The organism is Flavobacterium sp. (genome assembly GCF_004295795.1).
In the GTDB taxonomy this organism is placed as follows: Bacteria; Bacteroidota; Bacteroidia; order Flavobacteriales; family Flavobacteriaceae; genus Flavobacterium.
In genome coordinates this window covers 25755-42904 of sequence record NZ_SEBR01000008.1, presented here as the reverse complement: position 1 = coordinate 42904, position 17150 = coordinate 25755, and the positions used below count along the sequence as shown (strand labels likewise).

The following is a 17150-nucleotide window of genomic DNA, read 5'->3' as shown; positions in this document are numbered from 1 at the left end:
TTACGTATTACCATGAGTGAATCAGAATTTATATCAGAAATAGATAGAGTACTAGGCACGATGCCGATGTCTCAAGAAATGAGAGAATTTTTAACGGCGTTGAGAGATAATCCTCCCGTTGCGGAACAAGAAAGAGTTCAAGCTTACCTCGAGTGGATGGAACTCATCTTGATAACAATGCAAGTCGTTTCTGAACTCTCCAAATACTTTTAGATTATGAAAATAGGTGAAGTTATCAAAATGTTTATCAAAGCAAGGAAGATGTCACAAATCGACGTTGCTGATAAGATTGGAAAGAGTCCAACTTCTTTGTCACAGATTATAAACGGAGCATATCAACCGCAAGCCGACACACTTGATGCGCTGAGCAAGGTTTTGAAAGTTCCCGTCCAAGTCTTCCACTTTCTAGCAATCGATGAAAGCATGATACCACCTGAGAATCGCGCATTATACAAGGCCATGGCTCCGACTATGGAACGGTTTATGTTGGATGTTTTCAACACCGCGCCCGAAGATTTAGAACTTGCAAAAAAAGCCCTTTAAGGGCTTTTTTTGTTGATTAGAATATCAGCATAAGTCATCAATGAATGAATTTATCTACTGAAGTTTTCCTTCACCAGACAATGATGTCTATGTCTCAGTGAATTTCTCCATGAATCGACCTATTATTTCTAGGGAAGGTATTTCTTGAATTCTCTCTTAATAGACTTCCTTGAGTTCATTCACTAAAGTTCCAATTTTATTTTTCACCTGTGGGCTATAAATTTGTTCCAATAATTTTTTCGTTTCCTAATTGGAGAAAATTCTCATCTGAAATTCTTTCGAACCTTCGTTAAATAATTCTTTGAAGGTAGCGGTGATTTAACCTGTAAAAGATTAAGAAATTTCAATTAGGAATTGTCGAAAAACTGATTCACAAAACCATGATCAATATGGCGTAGGGATTTGTTCGTTATACAACACCGACAATATTGCTAGTTTTGTGAATCCTCACATAAATATGAAGCCGAACATAAAGACGAGCCTCTCCAGAAAGATCCTTTTGCGAAGTTGCTTATCAAATTGTCCAAAATTCAAGATGAACTTCCAACAAGTATCGAGCTTTCACCATTAAGGCTGGCGATAGTCACTGCCAGAAGTGCCCCATCGAACATGAGGGTTATCAAGACATTGAGAAAATGGGGCGTTTATGTCGATGAGGCCTATTTTCTGGGCGGCGTTTCAAAAGATAAAATTCTGCAAGCTTTTGGCGCACATATATTCTTCGATGATTAGGATGTCCATTTGAAGGATTCGTCGAAATTAGTTCCCTCCGGAAAGGTTCCGTATTCGTCAGATTCCCTATTGAATGAGGTAGCAAAAGCGTTAGAAAGAAATAATACGAAGGATTAGCGAAAAACTGAGTCAGTAATTATCAGCAAGTGAAAAAGTCGTCGCCTTCCGAACTTCGAGAAAATTTATCCATCCCGACGTTATGCCAATCATTTGAATTATTTTTGTTTTAGCAGAATTAGGTGATGAACTTCTATGAAGAATATCGATAAAAGTTGTTTAGAAAATGCCTATCGGTTGTTCGAATCGAATGAAATCGATAATATAGAAATCGGCACGATAAAAGGGCTTCAGGAAATACAACGCTATTTATTTGATGGGCTGTATGATTTCGCAGGTAAGATCCGTAAACTTAATATTTCGAAAGGAGGCTTTAGATTTGCAAATTCATTGTATCTGGATGAAATTTTGGTAAAGATCGAGCAAATGCCGGAAACTAACTTCAGGGAAATCATCGCAAAATATGTGGAGATGAATATAGCGCATCCTTTTATGGAAGGCAACGGAAGATCGATGCGCATATGGCTGGATATGATTCTAAAAAGTAGAATTCAAAAACTTGTAAACTGGCAATTCGTAGACAAGACGCTTTACCTGCAATCCATGGAGAGAAGCCCGATAAATGATTTGGAACTGAGAACGCTGTTGGAGGAAAATTTGACAAGTGAAATTAACAACAGGGAAATTATTTTTAAAGGTATTGAACAGTCCTATTATTACGAAGGTTACGAAAAAGATGATGAATGATTACGATTCATAGCTGTTTACGGGTTGATTAAATTACTTTTTTTCATAAGCTCGTCCTGAGAGTTCGCAGCGCATTTTCCTCGAAACGTTATGATTGCCTCTGCGAGAGATGTCGGGTTTTATAATCCGGACTTTTTCTCGTAACGCATCAAAAGGTTTGGATAACAGCCCCATTTCGTTGGCGAATCGTCATTGACTAATTTCTTTCCAGACGTCTAAATTCGGCCGCCGCCTTTCCAAAATATTTCCTGAAAACTTTAGAAAAGCGTGTGTAGGTTGGATAACCACATGCGGCTGCAATGTTCTTTAGGGGAAGATCGCTTTCCATGATAAGCGACATGGCCCTGCGGAGTCGTTCCCTTGTATAGTATTGATAAATAGCCATGCCATAGGACTTCTTGAATCGTTCGTTCAACGAGTGTTCATTGGTCCCAAAACGTCTTGCAAATTGTTTGAGTGACGGTAGAGGAGTGGCGAAATTTTCATCGATATAATTTTTGATCGCCGTGGAAACAGAATCTTCTTGAGCTTCCCCCTGCATCAGTTCAATTTCGGATTTTTTAAAGATGGAAAAAACGATGATGCGACCGCCAGGCTCCATAGTGCATACCAAACTCACAGTAGGAACGATGCTGCCGTCATTGGCAAGGAAACTCAATTGAAGCTTTTGAAACGAATTTTTGCTCGAATTTCGTTCCGCATGAATCCAGGCGCAGTTTGACTCTGGAGCCAATAATTTCGTCACGGCTTGGGCTTTTTCGAACCCGAATGCTTTAGCCTGCTCTCCAGCGTTCGTTCGTTCGATCTTGCCTCCGCGTTTCACAAGAAAGAAAAACCGCTCCAAACCACATTTTTCACTTTCGTATAGTCTCGAAAAATCGTTGCTGTTGAATCCTTGGGAATTCGAATCTGTGAAATTTTCTTCGGATAATCTGGATAAGTCCGTAATAAAATTGCTGCTGTTTTCCATCGTTTAGTGTTGTGCACTAAAGGTAAAAGATAAAGTAACGCATAACGGCTCAGATAGTTGACCAATAAAGAAATATGATTGGTCGAAAAATCGAAAAACTTTGAAGTGCTTGTGAAAATGCCAAATACCACGTCAAATTTCCGTGTCACGATTCGCTCCAATATTTAGGTACAAATACGCACCTGTAAATCAGTATAATCACTTATCTGAAATCGTGAAGTTTGCGATAAGTTTGAAAGAGCTTTCACAACGCATTAATCTTTTTCAAGGCTTTTTTGCACATCGACAATGAACAGATGGGATCGTTGAAATTGGCTGCGATTTGTTTTGCTGGTGAGTTTGATACAAATACTGGATTTTCAATTTTTTCTAATTTAAATTCTCTAAACTATGTCAAGAAAAATTTTCATTGCAGTGGTGTTTTTATTCATAGGCATTTCAGCTTGTGAAAGCGATCAGCACGTCGAGAACGATCAAACGGGAGCTAAATTACACCAACTCTCGTTAGAATTCATTGCCTCTCAAGGCCAACAGTCCGGCACCGAGCGTTGGCCGCCAAGATGGTTTCAAATCGTCAGGGCAGATGCGATTGGCGCCATGGCCGGAGCAGGAATAGGAGCCTTTACAGGACCTGAAGGTGCCGTAGTGGGTGCAGTAATTGGCGGGGTCGGAGCTTCGGTCTTGGCGGCAGTTACAACAAGTTCCACGAGCAGCCCTATTCCGGGCACTCCGGGCACTCCAGGAGTCCCTCTAGCTTGTCCGGACAATCCCTATGACAGCAGAGGCTACTGGCATTACCAAACTGTGGCCGCAACTTGGACAAACCCTTCAAACTATCTGGTGGCAGGTAAGTTCAATTTGACCGCTTTCAACAACTTTCAGGAAAACTACTTGCGTACCAACCACGTTTTTACGAACGCGCAATTGGACGCTTACTATGTAAACGCTACCGTTGAATGGTGTACCAAGTTTGTAGCAGACATGCCAAACGATCCATCCGTGACCGCTAAATCGAAGGTTGACGCGCTTTACGCCCAAGGGAAGATCAGTCTTACCGCGAAAAACGTGATGAACGATTACTTCAATTCGATGGATGCCGCGGCCAATCTCGACGCCTTTATAAATTATTCCAAACAGGCCGAGAAGTTGGTTGCCCAATCCTCTTACAGCCAACTCGATAAAATCGTCATTTTGAATGCCATGGCTGTAGGAAGACACGGTTCTGTTTACTGGAATTGATTGCATTGAATTTTGATAAAAAAAGAATCCGGGCAATGCCCGGATTTTTTGTGTCCCGTTAAAACATTTCGGCTTGAAGTCGCATATGGATCATTCCTTTACGAACTTTTCGCACCAATTCCCTTTGTCGGTTTGTATCAGCACGATATAAATACCTTCGCTCAACGAACCCACACCAATCGAAGTTTGTGAACTAACGTTAAGAACTTGTTGTCCGAGCATATTGCTAACTATGACGTTCTTCACAGTGAAATTCTTATTTTCAGGCAGACCGATATTTAAGGTGTTTTTCGCCGGATTGGGATAAAGCGTTATTGCGTTCTTTCTTCCGATAATGGCATCAAGCCCCATGCAATTATCGACGATGAGGTGCAAGGGCATGGTCACCGTAGTTCCGCACTCGTTCACCATTTCACAAGTGTAGTCGCCCGAATCGGTCAATTGCAGGTTTGCAAAAGAAAGTATTCCGCTGGTTTGGTTGGCTACGACAACACCTCCTTTTTTCCATACATAGCTCGTCGCATTTGTGTTTTGTACATCGAATGTAAAGGGATTGTTTTTACAAATCGTGTAGGTGTCGGTTTCGAAAAAATGATAGGAAGGTTTTCGGCAGATTTCTATAAAACTCGCGATGTTAAAGGCATGGATGTCGGCACTGCCACCGCCGGGCATCGTGATTTGGTTGGTTTCCGAATTCCATTTGAAAGTACCGCCGTTCGGAATGGTTCCTATGAAATGGCCAACGCTGGTTTTAAGTAGCGAATTTGGGTATCTGACGGTATTGCCGCAGTAGTTGAAATTTTGTTTGACATTCAAAGCGCCGCTCGATGTGGTGTATTCGTAAAGTGTTCCAAAGTTGTAAGTAGGGTTACAAGCCTGTGGCGAACCGCCTTGCTCGCACAGTCCGTATAGTTTGCCGTTGCCTCCATTCAATAGAGGCGTGGGAATTCCACCTGTTGTAGATCCGTTGAAATCGATTTTCTTGAGTAGCGAGTTCGTGAAAATATTGTATTCCAATAGTGCTCCTGCTGGCTGCGATTGTCCGTTTACCACTTGGTTTATGCCTCCGGCTCTTGTTTCACAGTACAATACGCCGGGACTTGTTTCCAGAACGCTGTAAGGAAAATTGCCTTCAAGGCTAGCGGCACAATTCAGGGAACGGGCTATGCCCAGGTTTTGGTTGTTCATACTGAATTTGATGATACTGCCGTTCCAGGGTTGTGTGCTGTTTGGCGAAGGACAAACTGCGTAGGCGCTTGTACTGTACAAATTTCCATCGGCTGCCATGATGAATTCGTTGTAGATCGTATAGAGATTACCCAAAGGGTTGTAGAGTGTCGTGACTTCTGTGGCAATATTGTATTTGTAAACCCGGTTGCGGGTGGCTCCGTAAAGAAACCCTGGCGTGGGTTCGATAACACCAATTTGCGGATTGATCGGAAAAGTGGCATCGAATTCAAAATTATGGACGACGCGATATTGGTTTGTAGTCAGGTCATATTCATACAGTACACCGCAGGAATAGTTGTTCGTTCCGCCCGAGTTGGAGTAGAGATTTCCACCTCTTTGGCAGGTGCCGTACAATTTGCCGTTACTGGCCAGAAATAATTTCCCTTTCGGAGTATAGCCGTGAACGGAGTCGAACACGTGCATGATCACTGGATTTTCCCCATTTATATCATACTTGGTGATATTGCCGTAGTAACCGTCCAAAGCATCGAATTCATCTCCGGTGTTGACGCCCCAAAGTTCTTTTTGGGCGGCGATGGGAAGTGAAATGAAAAATGCCAGTACGCTAAGCAGGATGTATCGTTTCATGTTGTCGGTTTGATTGCAGATTTGTGACCGATTAAAAATAAGAAAGTTTTGACCCGGTAAAGATCAAAACTTTCTAGTTGATAAAAGACTGTTTACTTGACGATTATTTGTCTGGTTTCCTGTTTTCCGTCAACCGACAAAAGAACAAAATAAGCACCTTGTGCCAGGTTTACGCCTCGAATATTATTTTCACCGATGCTCAGCGAATAACTGCCCAGTTGCTTCCCGGCAACGTCCGTTAGGACTGCGGTAGCCGAAACCTTGAAATCGTCCACTCTTATGCTGAAATTTCCGTCGTTCGGATTCGGTGAAATGGTAATTCCTTCAAGTGATGCCTTAGGACCCGATTGTTTCAACCCGTGTGTTCCGGTAGCGACTGTAGAAGAACAAGTGGTATAAGTGACGCCGTTTATTACGAAGTTGGCACAGACACCTCCGGCAGGCGGGGCTGTACTGCCGCACAAAGTCAAGGTGTTTCCAAATATATTCACCGTACTGCTGTTTGCGGCAGTCGCTCCGTTTACGGTCCACGATGAAATTGTCCCTGTGCAAGGAGACACGTTTGTGTTTATCGAGTATTGGTCGCAATTTCCAGATCCCGACTGCAAAGTGTTCGTGGTAATCCGGATATAATTCACGGCGAGCTGCGCGGCGACTGCACTACTGCAACCACTTGCACTATTTGCAATGACATATATTGTTCCGGCAGGCATTGCAGGTGCACTCACCGCTGAAGTATTAACAGGAGGTACTAATGTCGGGTTTGAAGTAGTACAATTTCCAGTACAACTCCATCCCGAAGGCAAACTCCACGTATAGCTAGTTGCGCCAGCCACAGGATTCACTGCAAATGTGGTCAAGGCAGGAGAACTCAGCGGTACACATGTAGGCGTAGTAGCAGTAAACGTTGGTGTGGCCGGTCGTATGTTTATGGTCGTGAACACAGAAGTGCTGCTGCAGGCCGCTACGCTAGATCTTACATGGAGTTGGAAAGAACCCGATGAATTCGTAGTATTTACCGTAACCGTAGAAGTGGTCGCATTTTGGAGCATTACACCCGGAACAGATGCGGGAACAGTGTACCACTGGATGAGGTTACCACCTATGCTAGGAGTTATCGTATAAGTATTTCCTGAAGACGTCGCGTTAATACAAGTCGTGGAGCCTCCGGAAGGAACCACAGCATAAGGAGCAGTAATATTTCTGTCTATTTGGTAAACGAGCGTTACCGGGTCACACAATCCGGTGATGGTCAAGATGAGTTGGCCAGGGTTCGTGCTGCCGCCCGTATCGACACTGAGCTTCGTTTCGGTATTGGTCGGAGGAATCAAGCCGGTGGTCAGTACCCAGCCAGTATTGGGTGCCGTCCAAGTGTAAGTCTGTCCCGAGGGTGCATTCGGATAAACAACAGAGAAAACCGATTGATTGGTTGGCACACATGCAGGTGGAGCCATACTGTAAACGGGAGCCAACGGTGCTACGATAAGTGACTTCGTGACACATGAGGTATGGGTTCCCGAAACTGCGGTCGTTACGGTCGAAACGCCGCCATCGGCACTATTTGGATTTACCCTGCCGTAACAGCATTGAAGGGTAAAAGGAGTAACGGTCGCACCGGTTTTGAAGGTGATCGAACTGTTGTCCGTGGAAGTATAGAAGCCAACAGAAGAAAGTAAACTTGCGGGAATTCCGCTCCAATAATAGCTGTCAAAACCAATGTTGTCGTTGGGATTATCGCTAACGATCCTGTCTACGGAATAAGTATATTCGGTGAGTGGCTTCAAACAAGAAGGACCAATTATAATGGGTAGATTCGTGCTGAAAACCTTATAGACATCAAAGGTGATCGCTTTTCCGCAACCAGTTTGATCATAACCGACCCGAACTTGCCCTTTACTGCGGCCGAAACTGGGATTTGCATCTTCCGTCGAGTATTGGCGAAGTTTCTTATTGTAGGTTATGATGTTGGCCGTCAAACCGTTGGCCGGTTGGGTTGGAGCGCCATAAAAAGGCGTCGCGGTAGAATTGGAAAGGTCACCTCTGAGCGTCCAGGTGATGGTCGTCGCGCCCGATGGCGGATTGAACGTGAAAGTACCGCCACCGCTAGGATCGGGCATCGAAACGATTCCTCCATCACCAACTTTTCCGGTTGGATTAGGGCCGGTCGTGCCACCGATTCCCGCAACGACAACGGTACATCCGGGAGGAACCGACACAGTTTGCGCGTAGCCCGTCACGGTTCCGAAAATGACGGCTAAAAGCGAAAGGTATTTTTTGAATAAAGTATTTGAATTTTTCATTTTAAAAGTAATTAGCGTTTACAATAAAATAATAGTCTGTCGCTGGTTTGGATTAACGTGGGGCTAACTCGCGATTCCCACAAAATGCTTCTTTGATTTTGACCGCTTGTAAAGCGCCTCTTGTTTGCTGTTGGTTGGTTTCATATTTGTGAAGTATTGGTTCCATTTTGAAGATGCTCCCGAGACAGGATTTATAGATTTCGGATTGCCGCTGCGATAGCTGAAGCTTCTTAATTTGTCTCAGCTAAAGAGCTGTTTTTCAGCGTTGTGTTTGTCTTTTCAAATGTAGTTTTTAAGATTTCCTTAACGCTCACAGTAAATACTGATTTGTTCGCGGATTCAGTCCGTGTAAATAGGTAGCCTAAAACCGTGTCCGTTTATTTTGCGATACTGGTACGGAAATTTGAGTGCGATAAACGCCAAGTTGCGCCAACCGATTTGTCGGTAAAAAAGAATACTTACTTTTACATTGTCTTTACGTGTAAATACGTACATAAATCCGTGGAAACCGGTATTTTTAGAACGCCTAAACCGTAGTAGCTTTCGCACATTAACCAACAAATTGATTTCTATGATACCAGACCAAAATTCAGGTACGGTCATTACCAAGCAGGAAGCGAAAACTTACATTGATGCGTTCAAGGTGCGCTACCCAAATGAGGTGACTGCCTTTTTCGTGGGGGCGTCCAAGGTCGACCTTATCCTGCGCCAACCAAATTGTATTGGCATTAGGATTTACAACGGCTACAATACCGCAGAGTCCAAGATGAACCAGGTGCTCGTAGGCGTAAATGCCCAGCAACAGGATATGAGTGAAGGTGTTATCATCGAAAGACTCATTACCTGTCCGCCCTATTGCCCTTCGAGTGGCGCGCTAAATCAGTAAGAATCATGTTTCAATGGTTTACCTATTTCACTCTCGCGCTGGGATTTCTGCCAATGGCGATCTTTGTGTTTGGGAAGAGACGGGTAAGCCTTGAAACACGTTTTGTTTTCCCTTACATCATACTGCTTTCCGTTGCTTCGGCATACGAATTCGTGTTTTCGTTGTGGTTGCTTTACAACGTAAACCTGTGGTTTTCGAGTTACTTGCTGCTGGAATTCCTTACAATCTCTTATTTCTTTTGTCGGCTGTTGCGATCTTGGAAGTTGTGGTGCGGTGTTGCGTTGGCCTATGTCGTTTTCTTTTTGTTGCTACATTTCCAAAGGCGTGAAAACAACGAATTGGTACTCGACGGGTACCTTTCTGCCGTTACCTTCGTGGCGACGGTGGTTTTGGCCACGGCTTGGTTTGTGAGGTCGATGAAAGAACTGGCCTATGGCTATCTTGTGAAGGATTATGTGTTTCTTTACGTCGGAGCCATATTGGTTTACCTGGCCGGTACCCTTTTCCTGTTTTTGTTCAGTGGGTTGATATACGATCAAAATCACGATGCATTCATTGAATTGTGGTGGCTCAACATATTGTTCAGTTTTATTTCGAGAATTGTTTTTAGCGTAGCCGTATGGAGAGACAGGACATAAATATTATTTTTTGGCTCGGCACCTGCGCAATGCTCGCATTTATTTTGGCGCTTGTCGTCGTGATATTGAGCTATCAGCGACATTTCTTTAAAGTGCAGAAGAGGGAGGCCGCGCTGCTGTTGGAGACGGCGTTCGCAAGCGAGTTGAAAGAAAGGCAAAGGATAGCCCGTGATCTGCACGACGGACTCCAGGGCGACTTGAGCGCCGTACGTATGCAGCTATTCCGGCTCAAAAAAAATCCAGGGGAACATGATATAATTATGGATGTCGAGGAAGCCATACTGGCAGCTATTGAAAACACCCGCCTGATCTCGCAAAACCTTGTCCCACCGCTGCTTTCAAGCCATGGTTTCCTGCACACGATTGGCGCTTACCTGGAAAAGATATCAGGGGAATCCGGTGTAAATTTTACCATAAAGGCAACCAAAGACATCAAGCTTGACATCACGACAAGCTATTCCCTATATCGCATAATACAAGAATTTTCCACGAATATGATCAAGCACGGCTTGGTGCAGAAATGCAATATAAACCTCTCTCACGAAGCAGGCGTTTTTTGTCTTGAACTCAATGACGACGGTCCTGCATACGATTTCGAGCTTGCCTATCGGGAATCTGGCGGAATGGGGCTTAAGAATATAAAGTCGAGGCTTGAGACACTTGGAGCCGTTATGGTTCAGGAAAAAACGCAAGTGGGTAACCGTTTCATTATAACCTTAAAAATCACGCCATGACGAGAATTGCGATAGCCGATGACCACCGCCTTTTCCGAAAAGGTATGGCAAGTTTGTTGGGAAGTCTGGAGGGAATCGAGGTCGTCCTGGAAGCCGAGAATGGCCATTCCCTTTTACAGCTGATGCAGGAGATTCCGGTAGACATCCTGATCACCGACCTTGAAATGCCCGAAATGGACGGTTTTGCGGCGAGCAAGATCATTCGCGAAAAATACCCTGATGTAAAGATTCTCGTCGTTTCCCGCCTTACCTCAAAAGAAGCAGTATTCCAGGTCATGCAGATAGGCGCGCACGGCTATTTCTCGAAAGACTCGAACCCTGATCAACTACAGGACGCGATATTCAGCATTAAGGAAAAAGATTTTTATTTCGGCAGGGAACTTGGCCCGGTAATCCGCGAAGCTTTGTTGTGGGAGAAAAAATCAAAAAAGGCGAATGAGTCAGGAGATGTTTCCCTAACAAGAAGAGAAGTAGAAGTAATCAGGCTGGCCTGTAAGGAATATAACAGTCTAGAAATTGCATCAAAGTTATTCATCAACGTCCGCACGGTAGAAACCCATCGCAAGAAAATTATGGAAAAAACCGGTGCAAAGAACTTTATCGGAGTTGTGCTTTATGCTTTGCGGAATGATTTGGTTGGGTTGGAGGAGATTTGAATTATCGATTACAATAGCTGTTGGCGGCTAAGAGCGTTGCCAATTTAGTACGAAAAAAACACGTTAAAATGACACCATTACAGTACGCACTCGATATCTACGCGAAAATTCTGGTTGCAACGTTCGGGTTCATCGCACCTTCGGTAACATTGTTGTTTCCGGTAATGATTCCGAAACTGGACATTCTGAAAGCCAACTTAGCAGAGAAATCCAATACTTTAAAAGATATAGAAGAGATGTATTCCGATTTAAGTGCGCAAACTTATCAAATCGAAAACGGCCTTACGGAAATTTCCCGAAAATTACGAGAAGAGATAGATCGTTTGAATGAACAGCTGGATTTACTTTCATTAAAGAAGCAAGTTCCTGATATTTTCGGTTCGCTTCTGGGAGCGCTCGTACTTATTATTGTAGGCAATTTTGTTCGCCCAGATTTCGCAATACACTTCGACATTGACTTGAAAGTTTTCGACCCTGTCGGTTTTTGTTGTACCTTGCTAATAGGATTTAGTTTTCTGTTGGCAGGAAAAGCACTTTTCAGGCTGTACAGTATTCTTTGCTTGGTGGTGGATTTTAAATTCGAAGAGCAGAAAAAAGCGAATGAGACTAGGGTAAGCACATAAAGAGATCAGCCATGAAATTTAAATTGATCAACATAATCAACGAAAGAGAAATTTCGGTTTCACCCAACTGGAAGTGGGACGGAAATGAAGGAGAAAAGGTGGTGGTTAGAGGGTATGATCTCGAAAAATCAGAAGTGCCTTTACAGGTTGCCCGAGAATTTGCCAAGAAAACATTGACCACAGCTTTGGTAGATAAAAATATTTCATTGCTGAATCCTCGAAAACTCGCGAATGATGTAATCGAATGCGATGTATATGCAAATGGTGTGAACGTCTCAGAATATTTTATCGGCTTAGGCAAAAATACAAAAGAGACTCGTTTTCAGGCTGCGGGCTAATTACCGTTTCAGCGCTACTTTCTTTTGTGATGCAAAGAAAATTCTTTTTACTTAAGGTAACCGCTTAGAAGAAATTTTTCCATTTCGATCACTAAACATGTTTAGGTTGTTCCGTAGCTGATTGCTTCGTTTCGGTAAATTTGTTCCACGATTACCTGGAGAGCCATTATCGTAAGTTCTGACTTACCTATCTTTCTAGAAACGTTTTCTTTTTTTTCCTTGCAAAACGCTAAATAACTGCTTGGAATCGTCTACTACAAACTTTAAATTGCGGATGTAGGCGCAATAGCTGTTCATTTGGATACACATTTGTCTATTGAGGGCGGTTATTAAAATTAATTTCCAGTCCAATATTATGGCAAACAATTCTTGGCCAGGAAAGATATGGAGCTCATCAAGAGTCGCGCGAATTTTCTTGTTGTTAAGTACCGTAATGGACGCTTCTAAATTGGAAATCGTTGACTCGAACGCCTCGCTTATCTCAATTTTAGTCATACGGTCGGATTTTTTTCTAAAATAGGGAAAAGATCGCCTGCGGCAATCTTGTTGGGCGTTGGTTATGCATGCGCTCAATAGGGCTTCTGGTGTGTATCGTGTAGGTATCCTAATAGATAAAGCTTACTTGGTGACAAATGAAGTGTTTTAAGCGGCTATCTGAGTGTAGCCGTACAAAGGTTTCGTTTTGCAAGAAAATCCTCGCCCTGGCGTGTACCTCGAGTTCACCGGATGGGATTCCGCTTCGCGGCATCCCTCAAAACTCCGTTTTGAGCGTAAAGCGCAAATAAAAAAATGCCTCAAGCAAGCTTGGGCATTTTTTTATTTGCGCTTTACGCATCCGTGACCTCGATGGGATTCGAACCCATACGCCTTGTGAGCACCACCCCCTCAAGATGGCAAGTCTACCAGTTTCTCCACGAGGCCTTCAACAAAAAAAGTCAAACGATGAACGCTCGACTTTGTGACCCGACTGGGGCTCGAACCCAGGACCCCAACATTAAAAGTGTTGTGCTCTACCAACTGAGCTATCGAGTCATTGCCTGAAGAAATGTTTTTTAGGTCATTGTGACCCGACTGGGGCTCGAACCCAGGACCCCAACATTAAAAGTGTTGTGCTCTACCAACTGAGCTATCGAGTCGTTAACATTTCTTCAATGCGGGTGCAAATATACAGTCTTAATTTTAAATTTTCAAACTGATTTTACTTTAAATTTACGTTTTTTTGAAGCGCAACGTTAATGCGTTATTTATTAGGGATTTGCCGAATGAAAAAAGTAGTGTTGTGCGGTTACATGGGTTGCGGAAAGTCGACCGTTGGCCATATTTTGTCCGCGAAAATCGATTTGCCTAGTTTTGACCTTGACGATCTGGTCGAAAAAAAGGCAGGTTTGTCGGTTTCGGAAATCTTTTCCAAAAAAGGAGAGATCTATTTCCGCAGGCTTGAGCATGAGGTTTATATGGAGATGATGTCGGGAAAAGAAAGCTTTGTTTTGGCACTCGGAGGCGGAACTCCGGCCTACGCGAACAACCATTTGCTGCTAAAAGGCAACAACGTCCAATCGTTTTTCCTCAAGGCTTCGATCGATACTTTATACGATCGGCTTATCCATGAAAAACACGGGCGTCCGTTGCTCGCGGAAAAGTCCGAAGAAGAAATGAAAGAGCACATCGCCAAACACCTGTTCGACAGGAATTACTACTACAATCAGGCCAATAAAGTTATTTCAGTCGATGGAAAGTCGGCCGATGAGGTCGCATCTGAAATCCTCGAAAAACTAGCTTAAGTAAGCTGAATTGGCGTTCTCCTTAAAAACAACCTTCACGTGTTCCATCAGTCCGGTGGAAAGCGAAATCCCTTTGAAATCGGCCTTTACCGGATATTTTTTGTGGTTTCGGTCCACGAGAACGGCAGTCTTAAATTTCGTGAGCGGCACGTCGAGAAAGTGTCTCACGGCATAGATCAAGGTCGTGCCCGAATTGAGCACGTCGTCGACCAGAACCAATCCTTTGTCGCGATAATCTTCGGCTTTCAAGGAAGTTTTTATCGGTGAACCCGGATTTTTCTTGTCGACTTTTACCTCGCACAAAAGCGGTTGCAAATCGGAGACTTTCGAGAGTTGGGCCGCGAGTTTTTCGGCAAACACGAAACCGTTAGGGGCGATTCCCGCAATCACGATTTCGTCCGCTTCACTAAAAGTCTCGTAAATCTGATAGGCGATCCGCTTGATCTTGTGCTCGATTTCCTCGTGGTTGAGGATGACGTTCTTGGCCATTTCCGACGTTGTTTTTCAGCCGCAATTTAAGCATTTAAATCAGGAATCCGATTCATCGGCTTCGTCAAAATCACCCGTATAACCGTCAATGTCGCGTCTGTCTTTCTTCGTCGGACGGCCTTCGCCATTCTTTCGGTAGTGTTCTTTCGACAACCTGATCATTTCCATGTGCGCAAATGATTCGGCCGGCGTCTCGTCTTTCCTGTAAATGTCGACGAGTTTCGCACCGACGCGGCTTTGCGGCAAATCGAGAACAGAAACGATATGCGTGATCTGGTCTTTGCGGAAAGTGATCTTGTCGCCCGGAAAAACTTCCTTTGACGGTTTGGCCACGTTTCCGTTGACGGTGATATGGTTCTTCTTGGCGGCTTCGGTTACCATGTTGCGGGTCTTGTAATAGCGCACGCACCAAAGGAATTTGTCGATTCTCATAATTCTAAAAACGTCGTTAAAGTACTCACAAAAATAAATCAATATTGTATCTTGCGGGCTTTAAAAAACCTTGCAAATATGAAAAAGAGCATTATTTTAACTTCTTTGCTCGTGCTTGCGCTTGTGCTCGTCCAGTGTAAAAACGACGACGACATCGGGGCTTCAAAACCTAGGGATTACGCAACTCAATACGCTACAGATTTAGCCGACATTGAGACGTTCCTCAAGACGCACAGCTACGAAGTTGTAAATCATCCCGGCTATCACGATGACCAGGACGTGACTTTCGACACGGTAGCCGAAGGAAGTCCTGACGCGATCTGGGCAAGTCCGAACCTTCAGACGCGAATGGTCAAGACTTACAGGACGGCTGACGAAGATGTCGAATACAAAGTCTACTACCTCAAATTGAGAGAAGGCGGCGGTGCTTTGGGCACGCGTCCAAGTCCGTGTAACGCCGATGCAGTTTTGGCGGCTTACTCCGGTAGATACATGTTTCACCTTGCCACAGAAGATGCGCAAGGGAATGCGGTCGACAGCCTCAAAACATTCGAGTTCGAAACGAATCCTTTTCCGCAAGGCGATTTGAACCTTGGCGAGACGATTCGCGGTTGGAGCGAGATTTTCCCGCAATTCAAGTCGGGAGACGCCACACAGGTTGACGGTTCGCCAACTTTGTACACTGATTTCGGTGCCGGCGTAATGTTCCTTCCTTCGGCTTTGGGTTACTACAATTCAGGCTCGACGAACATTCCGGCCTACTCGCCACTTATCTTTACCTTCAAGCTTTACAACGTGACGCGTTTGGATACAGATAACGACGGCATTCCGAATTATCTCGAGGATCTCGATCACGACGGTTACATGTACATTATGTTGGATGCCGACGGAAATGGAGTAGGCGCGCGCCCGGACGACATCGACAACGACGGCGCTCCAAATTACCTCGACCAGGACGACGACGGCGATCGCGTGTTGACCAATGTGGAACTTTTGGTTGACCAGAACAATCCGGACGGAGCGAAATACACGTTCGATACGGCTCCAAGTTGTAGCGGCGACGTCACGACCATCGATAGACTCAGGCTTATTTACGACCCGTCTTGCTCGCAAGCGCCGTAAGTAAAAGATGTATAGAAACAAAAAATCCCGTTCAGGCCGAACGGGATTTTTTTTGGATATATATTCGGAAATTACTTTCTCGAAATTACTTTCTCTGCCGCAGCTACAATCGCTTTGGCGTTGAGCTTGTATTTTTCCATGAGTTGCTCAGGTGTGCCCGATTCTCCGAAACTGTCGAAAACGGCAACGAATTCCTGAGGCGCCGGATTATTAAGCGCGAGAACTCTCGAAACGCTTTCGCCGAGTCCGCCCAAAATATTGTGTTCTTCGGCGGTCACGATGCAACCTGTCTTTTTCAACGATTTGAGGATTGCTTCCTCGTCAAGTGGCTTGATGGTGTGGATGTTGATCACTTCGGCCGAAATCCCGGTGGCTTCCAAAGTCTCGGCGGCCAAAAGCGCTTCCCAGACCAAATGGCCTGTGGCGACGATCGTCACATCTGAACCTTCGTTCAAAAGCACGGCTTTCCCGATCTCGAATTTTTCGTCGGCCGGTGTAAAGTTAGGCACGACCGGACGTCCGAAGCGCAGGTAAACCGGCCCGTGGTGTTCGGCGATCGCAATTGTCGCGGCTTTCGTCTGGTTGTAGTCGCAAGTGTTGATCACGGTCATTCCCGGAAGCATTTTCATGAGTCCGATGTCTTCCAGAATCTGGTGTGTCGCACCGTCTTCGCCCAAGGTGAGTCCGGCGTGAGACGCGCAGATCTTGACGTTTTTGTCGGAATAGGCAACCGATTGGCGAATCTGGTCATAAACGCGTCCGGTAGAAAAGTTCGCGAACGTTCCCGTAAAAGGAATTTTTCCGCCAATGGTAAGTCCTGCGGCAATCCCGATCATATTCGCCTCGGCGATTCCGATCTGGAAAAAGCGCTCCGGATGGTTCTTCTTGAAATCGTCCATTTTGAGCGATCCGATAAGGTCGGCACAAAGCGCCACGACATTCTCGTTGGTCTGCCCGAGTTCGGTAAGACCCGCTCCAAAACCGGAACGCGTGTCTTTGCTACCTGTATTTTCGTATTTTTTCATTTTTGTAGTCTTGAGTCGTA

Annotated in this window: 18 protein-coding genes, 3 tRNA genes and 1 pseudogene; 13 read left to right on the top strand and 9 right to left on the bottom strand. The window is 44.6% G+C overall.

From position 1 onward, the window contains the following. Positions 1-12: 12 nt before the first annotated feature. The 4 genes and pseudogenes from EOO49_RS08635 to fic all read left to right on the top strand — a co-directional run bounded on the left by EOO49_RS08635 (position 13) and on the right by fic (position 2079). On the top strand, positions 13-213 hold the full coding sequence (locus EOO49_RS08635; protein ID WP_290844689.1) for a hypothetical protein: 201 nt from the start codon (positions 13-15) through the stop codon (positions 211-213). Between the two features lie 3 nt (positions 214-216). Beyond that, complete coding sequence (locus tag EOO49_RS08630) at positions 217-543, top strand: helix-turn-helix transcriptional regulator (RefSeq protein WP_290844687.1); 327 nt, start codon at positions 217-219, stop codon at positions 541-543. Positions 544-1002: 459 nt separating this feature from the next. Next, a pseudogene (locus EOO49_RS19305) lies at positions 1003-1275 on the top strand (5'-nucleotidase); the annotation flags it as partial. Positions 1276-1527: 252 nt separating this feature from the next. After that, entirely contained in the window at positions 1528-2079 is a 552-nt protein-coding gene (gene fic, locus EOO49_RS08625) for a protein adenylyltransferase Fic (protein WP_290844685.1), read from the top strand. A gap of 196 nt (positions 2080-2275) precedes the next feature. Here the strand turns inward: fic and EOO49_RS08620 are convergent, their stop codons facing one another. Beyond that, positions 2276-3049: an AraC family transcriptional regulator gene (locus EOO49_RS08620; RefSeq protein WP_290844683.1), complete on the bottom strand. Its 774-nt coding sequence runs from the start codon at positions 3047-3049 to the stop codon at positions 2276-2278. A gap of 390 nt (positions 3050-3439) precedes the next feature. Between EOO49_RS08620 and EOO49_RS08615 the strand changes: the two genes are divergently transcribed. Beyond that, a complete protein-coding gene (locus EOO49_RS08615; protein WP_290844681.1) occupies positions 3440-4288 on the top strand; it encodes a hypothetical protein in 849 nt (282 codons plus the stop codon). A 90-nt stretch (positions 4289-4378) separates the two neighbouring features. Here the strand turns inward: EOO49_RS08615 and EOO49_RS08610 are convergent, their stop codons facing one another. Next, positions 4379-6106: a choice-of-anchor tandem repeat GloVer-containing protein gene (locus EOO49_RS08610; protein WP_290844679.1), complete on the bottom strand. Its 1728-nt coding sequence runs from the start codon at positions 6104-6106 to the stop codon at positions 4379-4381. Between the two features lie 92 nt (positions 6107-6198). Beyond that, positions 6199-8406, bottom strand: a complete 2208-nt coding sequence (locus tag EOO49_RS08605) for a T9SS type A sorting domain-containing protein (protein ID WP_290844677.1) — start codon at positions 8404-8406, stop codon at positions 6199-6201. Between the two features lie 571 nt (positions 8407-8977). On the opposite strand from EOO49_RS08605, the gene EOO49_RS08600 reads away from it, so the two are divergent. The 6 genes from EOO49_RS08600 (at position 8978) to EOO49_RS08575 (ending at position 12281) form a co-directional block, all read left to right on the top strand. Then, entirely contained in the window at positions 8978-9292 is a 315-nt protein-coding gene (locus EOO49_RS08600; protein WP_290844675.1) for a hypothetical protein, read from the top strand. 5 nt (positions 9293-9297) lie between these two features. Beyond that, a complete protein-coding gene (locus EOO49_RS08595; protein WP_290844673.1) occupies positions 9298-9930 on the top strand; it encodes a hypothetical protein in 633 nt (210 codons plus the stop codon). Further along, the gene (locus tag EOO49_RS08590; RefSeq protein ID WP_290844671.1) at positions 9912-10664 is read left to right on the top strand and encodes a histidine kinase; all 753 of its coding nucleotides are present in this window, start codon (positions 9912-9914) and stop codon (positions 10662-10664) included. The genes EOO49_RS08595 and EOO49_RS08590 overlap by 19 nt, the downstream gene beginning before the upstream one ends. After that, positions 10661-11320, top strand: coding sequence for a response regulator transcription factor (locus EOO49_RS08585; RefSeq protein ID WP_290844669.1), 660 nt, complete (start codon positions 10661-10663; stop codon positions 11318-11320). Before EOO49_RS08590 ends, EOO49_RS08585 begins: the two co-directional genes overlap by 4 nt. A 68-nt stretch (positions 11321-11388) precedes the next feature. Then, entirely contained in the window at positions 11389-11943 is a 555-nt protein-coding gene (locus EOO49_RS08580) for a hypothetical protein (RefSeq protein WP_290844667.1), read from the top strand. Between the two features lie 11 nt (positions 11944-11954). Beyond that, the gene (locus tag EOO49_RS08575; RefSeq protein ID WP_290844665.1) at positions 11955-12281 is read left to right on the top strand and encodes a hypothetical protein; all 327 of its coding nucleotides are present in this window, start codon (positions 11955-11957) and stop codon (positions 12279-12281) included. Positions 12282-13119: 838 nt separating this feature from the next. Here the strand turns inward: EOO49_RS08575 and EOO49_RS08570 are convergent. The 3 genes from EOO49_RS08570 to EOO49_RS08560 all read right to left on the bottom strand — a co-directional run bounded on the left by EOO49_RS08570 (position 13120) and on the right by EOO49_RS08560 (position 13417). Next, positions 13120-13202 (bottom strand) — tRNA-Leu (locus EOO49_RS08570). Between the two features lie 38 nt (positions 13203-13240). Then, positions 13241-13313, bottom strand: a tRNA-Lys gene (locus EOO49_RS08565). 31 nt (positions 13314-13344) lie between these two features. Next, positions 13345-13417 (bottom strand) — tRNA-Lys (locus EOO49_RS08560). 126 nt (positions 13418-13543) lie between these two features. Here EOO49_RS08560 and EOO49_RS08555 point away from each other — a divergent pair. Continuing rightward, positions 13544-14062 (top strand): shikimate kinase, encoded by a 519-nt coding sequence (locus EOO49_RS08555; protein ID WP_290844663.1) that lies wholly within the window; start codon positions 13544-13546, stop codon positions 14060-14062. On the opposite strand, the gene EOO49_RS08550 is transcribed toward EOO49_RS08555, so the two are convergent. Together EOO49_RS08550 and EOO49_RS08545 are read right to left on the bottom strand one after the other, a co-directional pair. Continuing rightward, entirely contained in the window at positions 14054-14551 is a 498-nt protein-coding gene (locus tag EOO49_RS08550) for a phosphoribosyltransferase domain-containing protein (RefSeq protein WP_290844661.1), read from the bottom strand. The two genes, EOO49_RS08555 and EOO49_RS08550, sit on opposite strands and share 9 nt — an antisense overlap. Positions 14552-14590: 39 nt before the next feature. After that, on the bottom strand, positions 14591-14983 hold the full coding sequence (locus EOO49_RS08545) for a S4 domain-containing protein (protein WP_290844660.1): 393 nt from the start codon (positions 14981-14983) through the stop codon (positions 14591-14593). A gap of 78 nt (positions 14984-15061) precedes the next feature. Here EOO49_RS08545 and EOO49_RS08540 point away from each other — a divergent pair, with 78 nt between their 5' ends. Continuing rightward, complete coding sequence (locus EOO49_RS08540) at positions 15062-16105, top strand: FKBP-type peptidylprolyl isomerase (protein WP_290844659.1); 1044 nt, start codon at positions 15062-15064, stop codon at positions 16103-16105. Between the two features lie 71 nt (positions 16106-16176). On the opposite strand, the gene EOO49_RS08535 is transcribed toward EOO49_RS08540, so the two are convergent. Next, positions 16177-17130, bottom strand: coding sequence for a transketolase C-terminal domain-containing protein (locus EOO49_RS08535; RefSeq protein WP_290844658.1), 954 nt, complete (start codon positions 17128-17130; stop codon positions 16177-16179). Positions 17131-17150 lie beyond the last annotated feature (20 nt).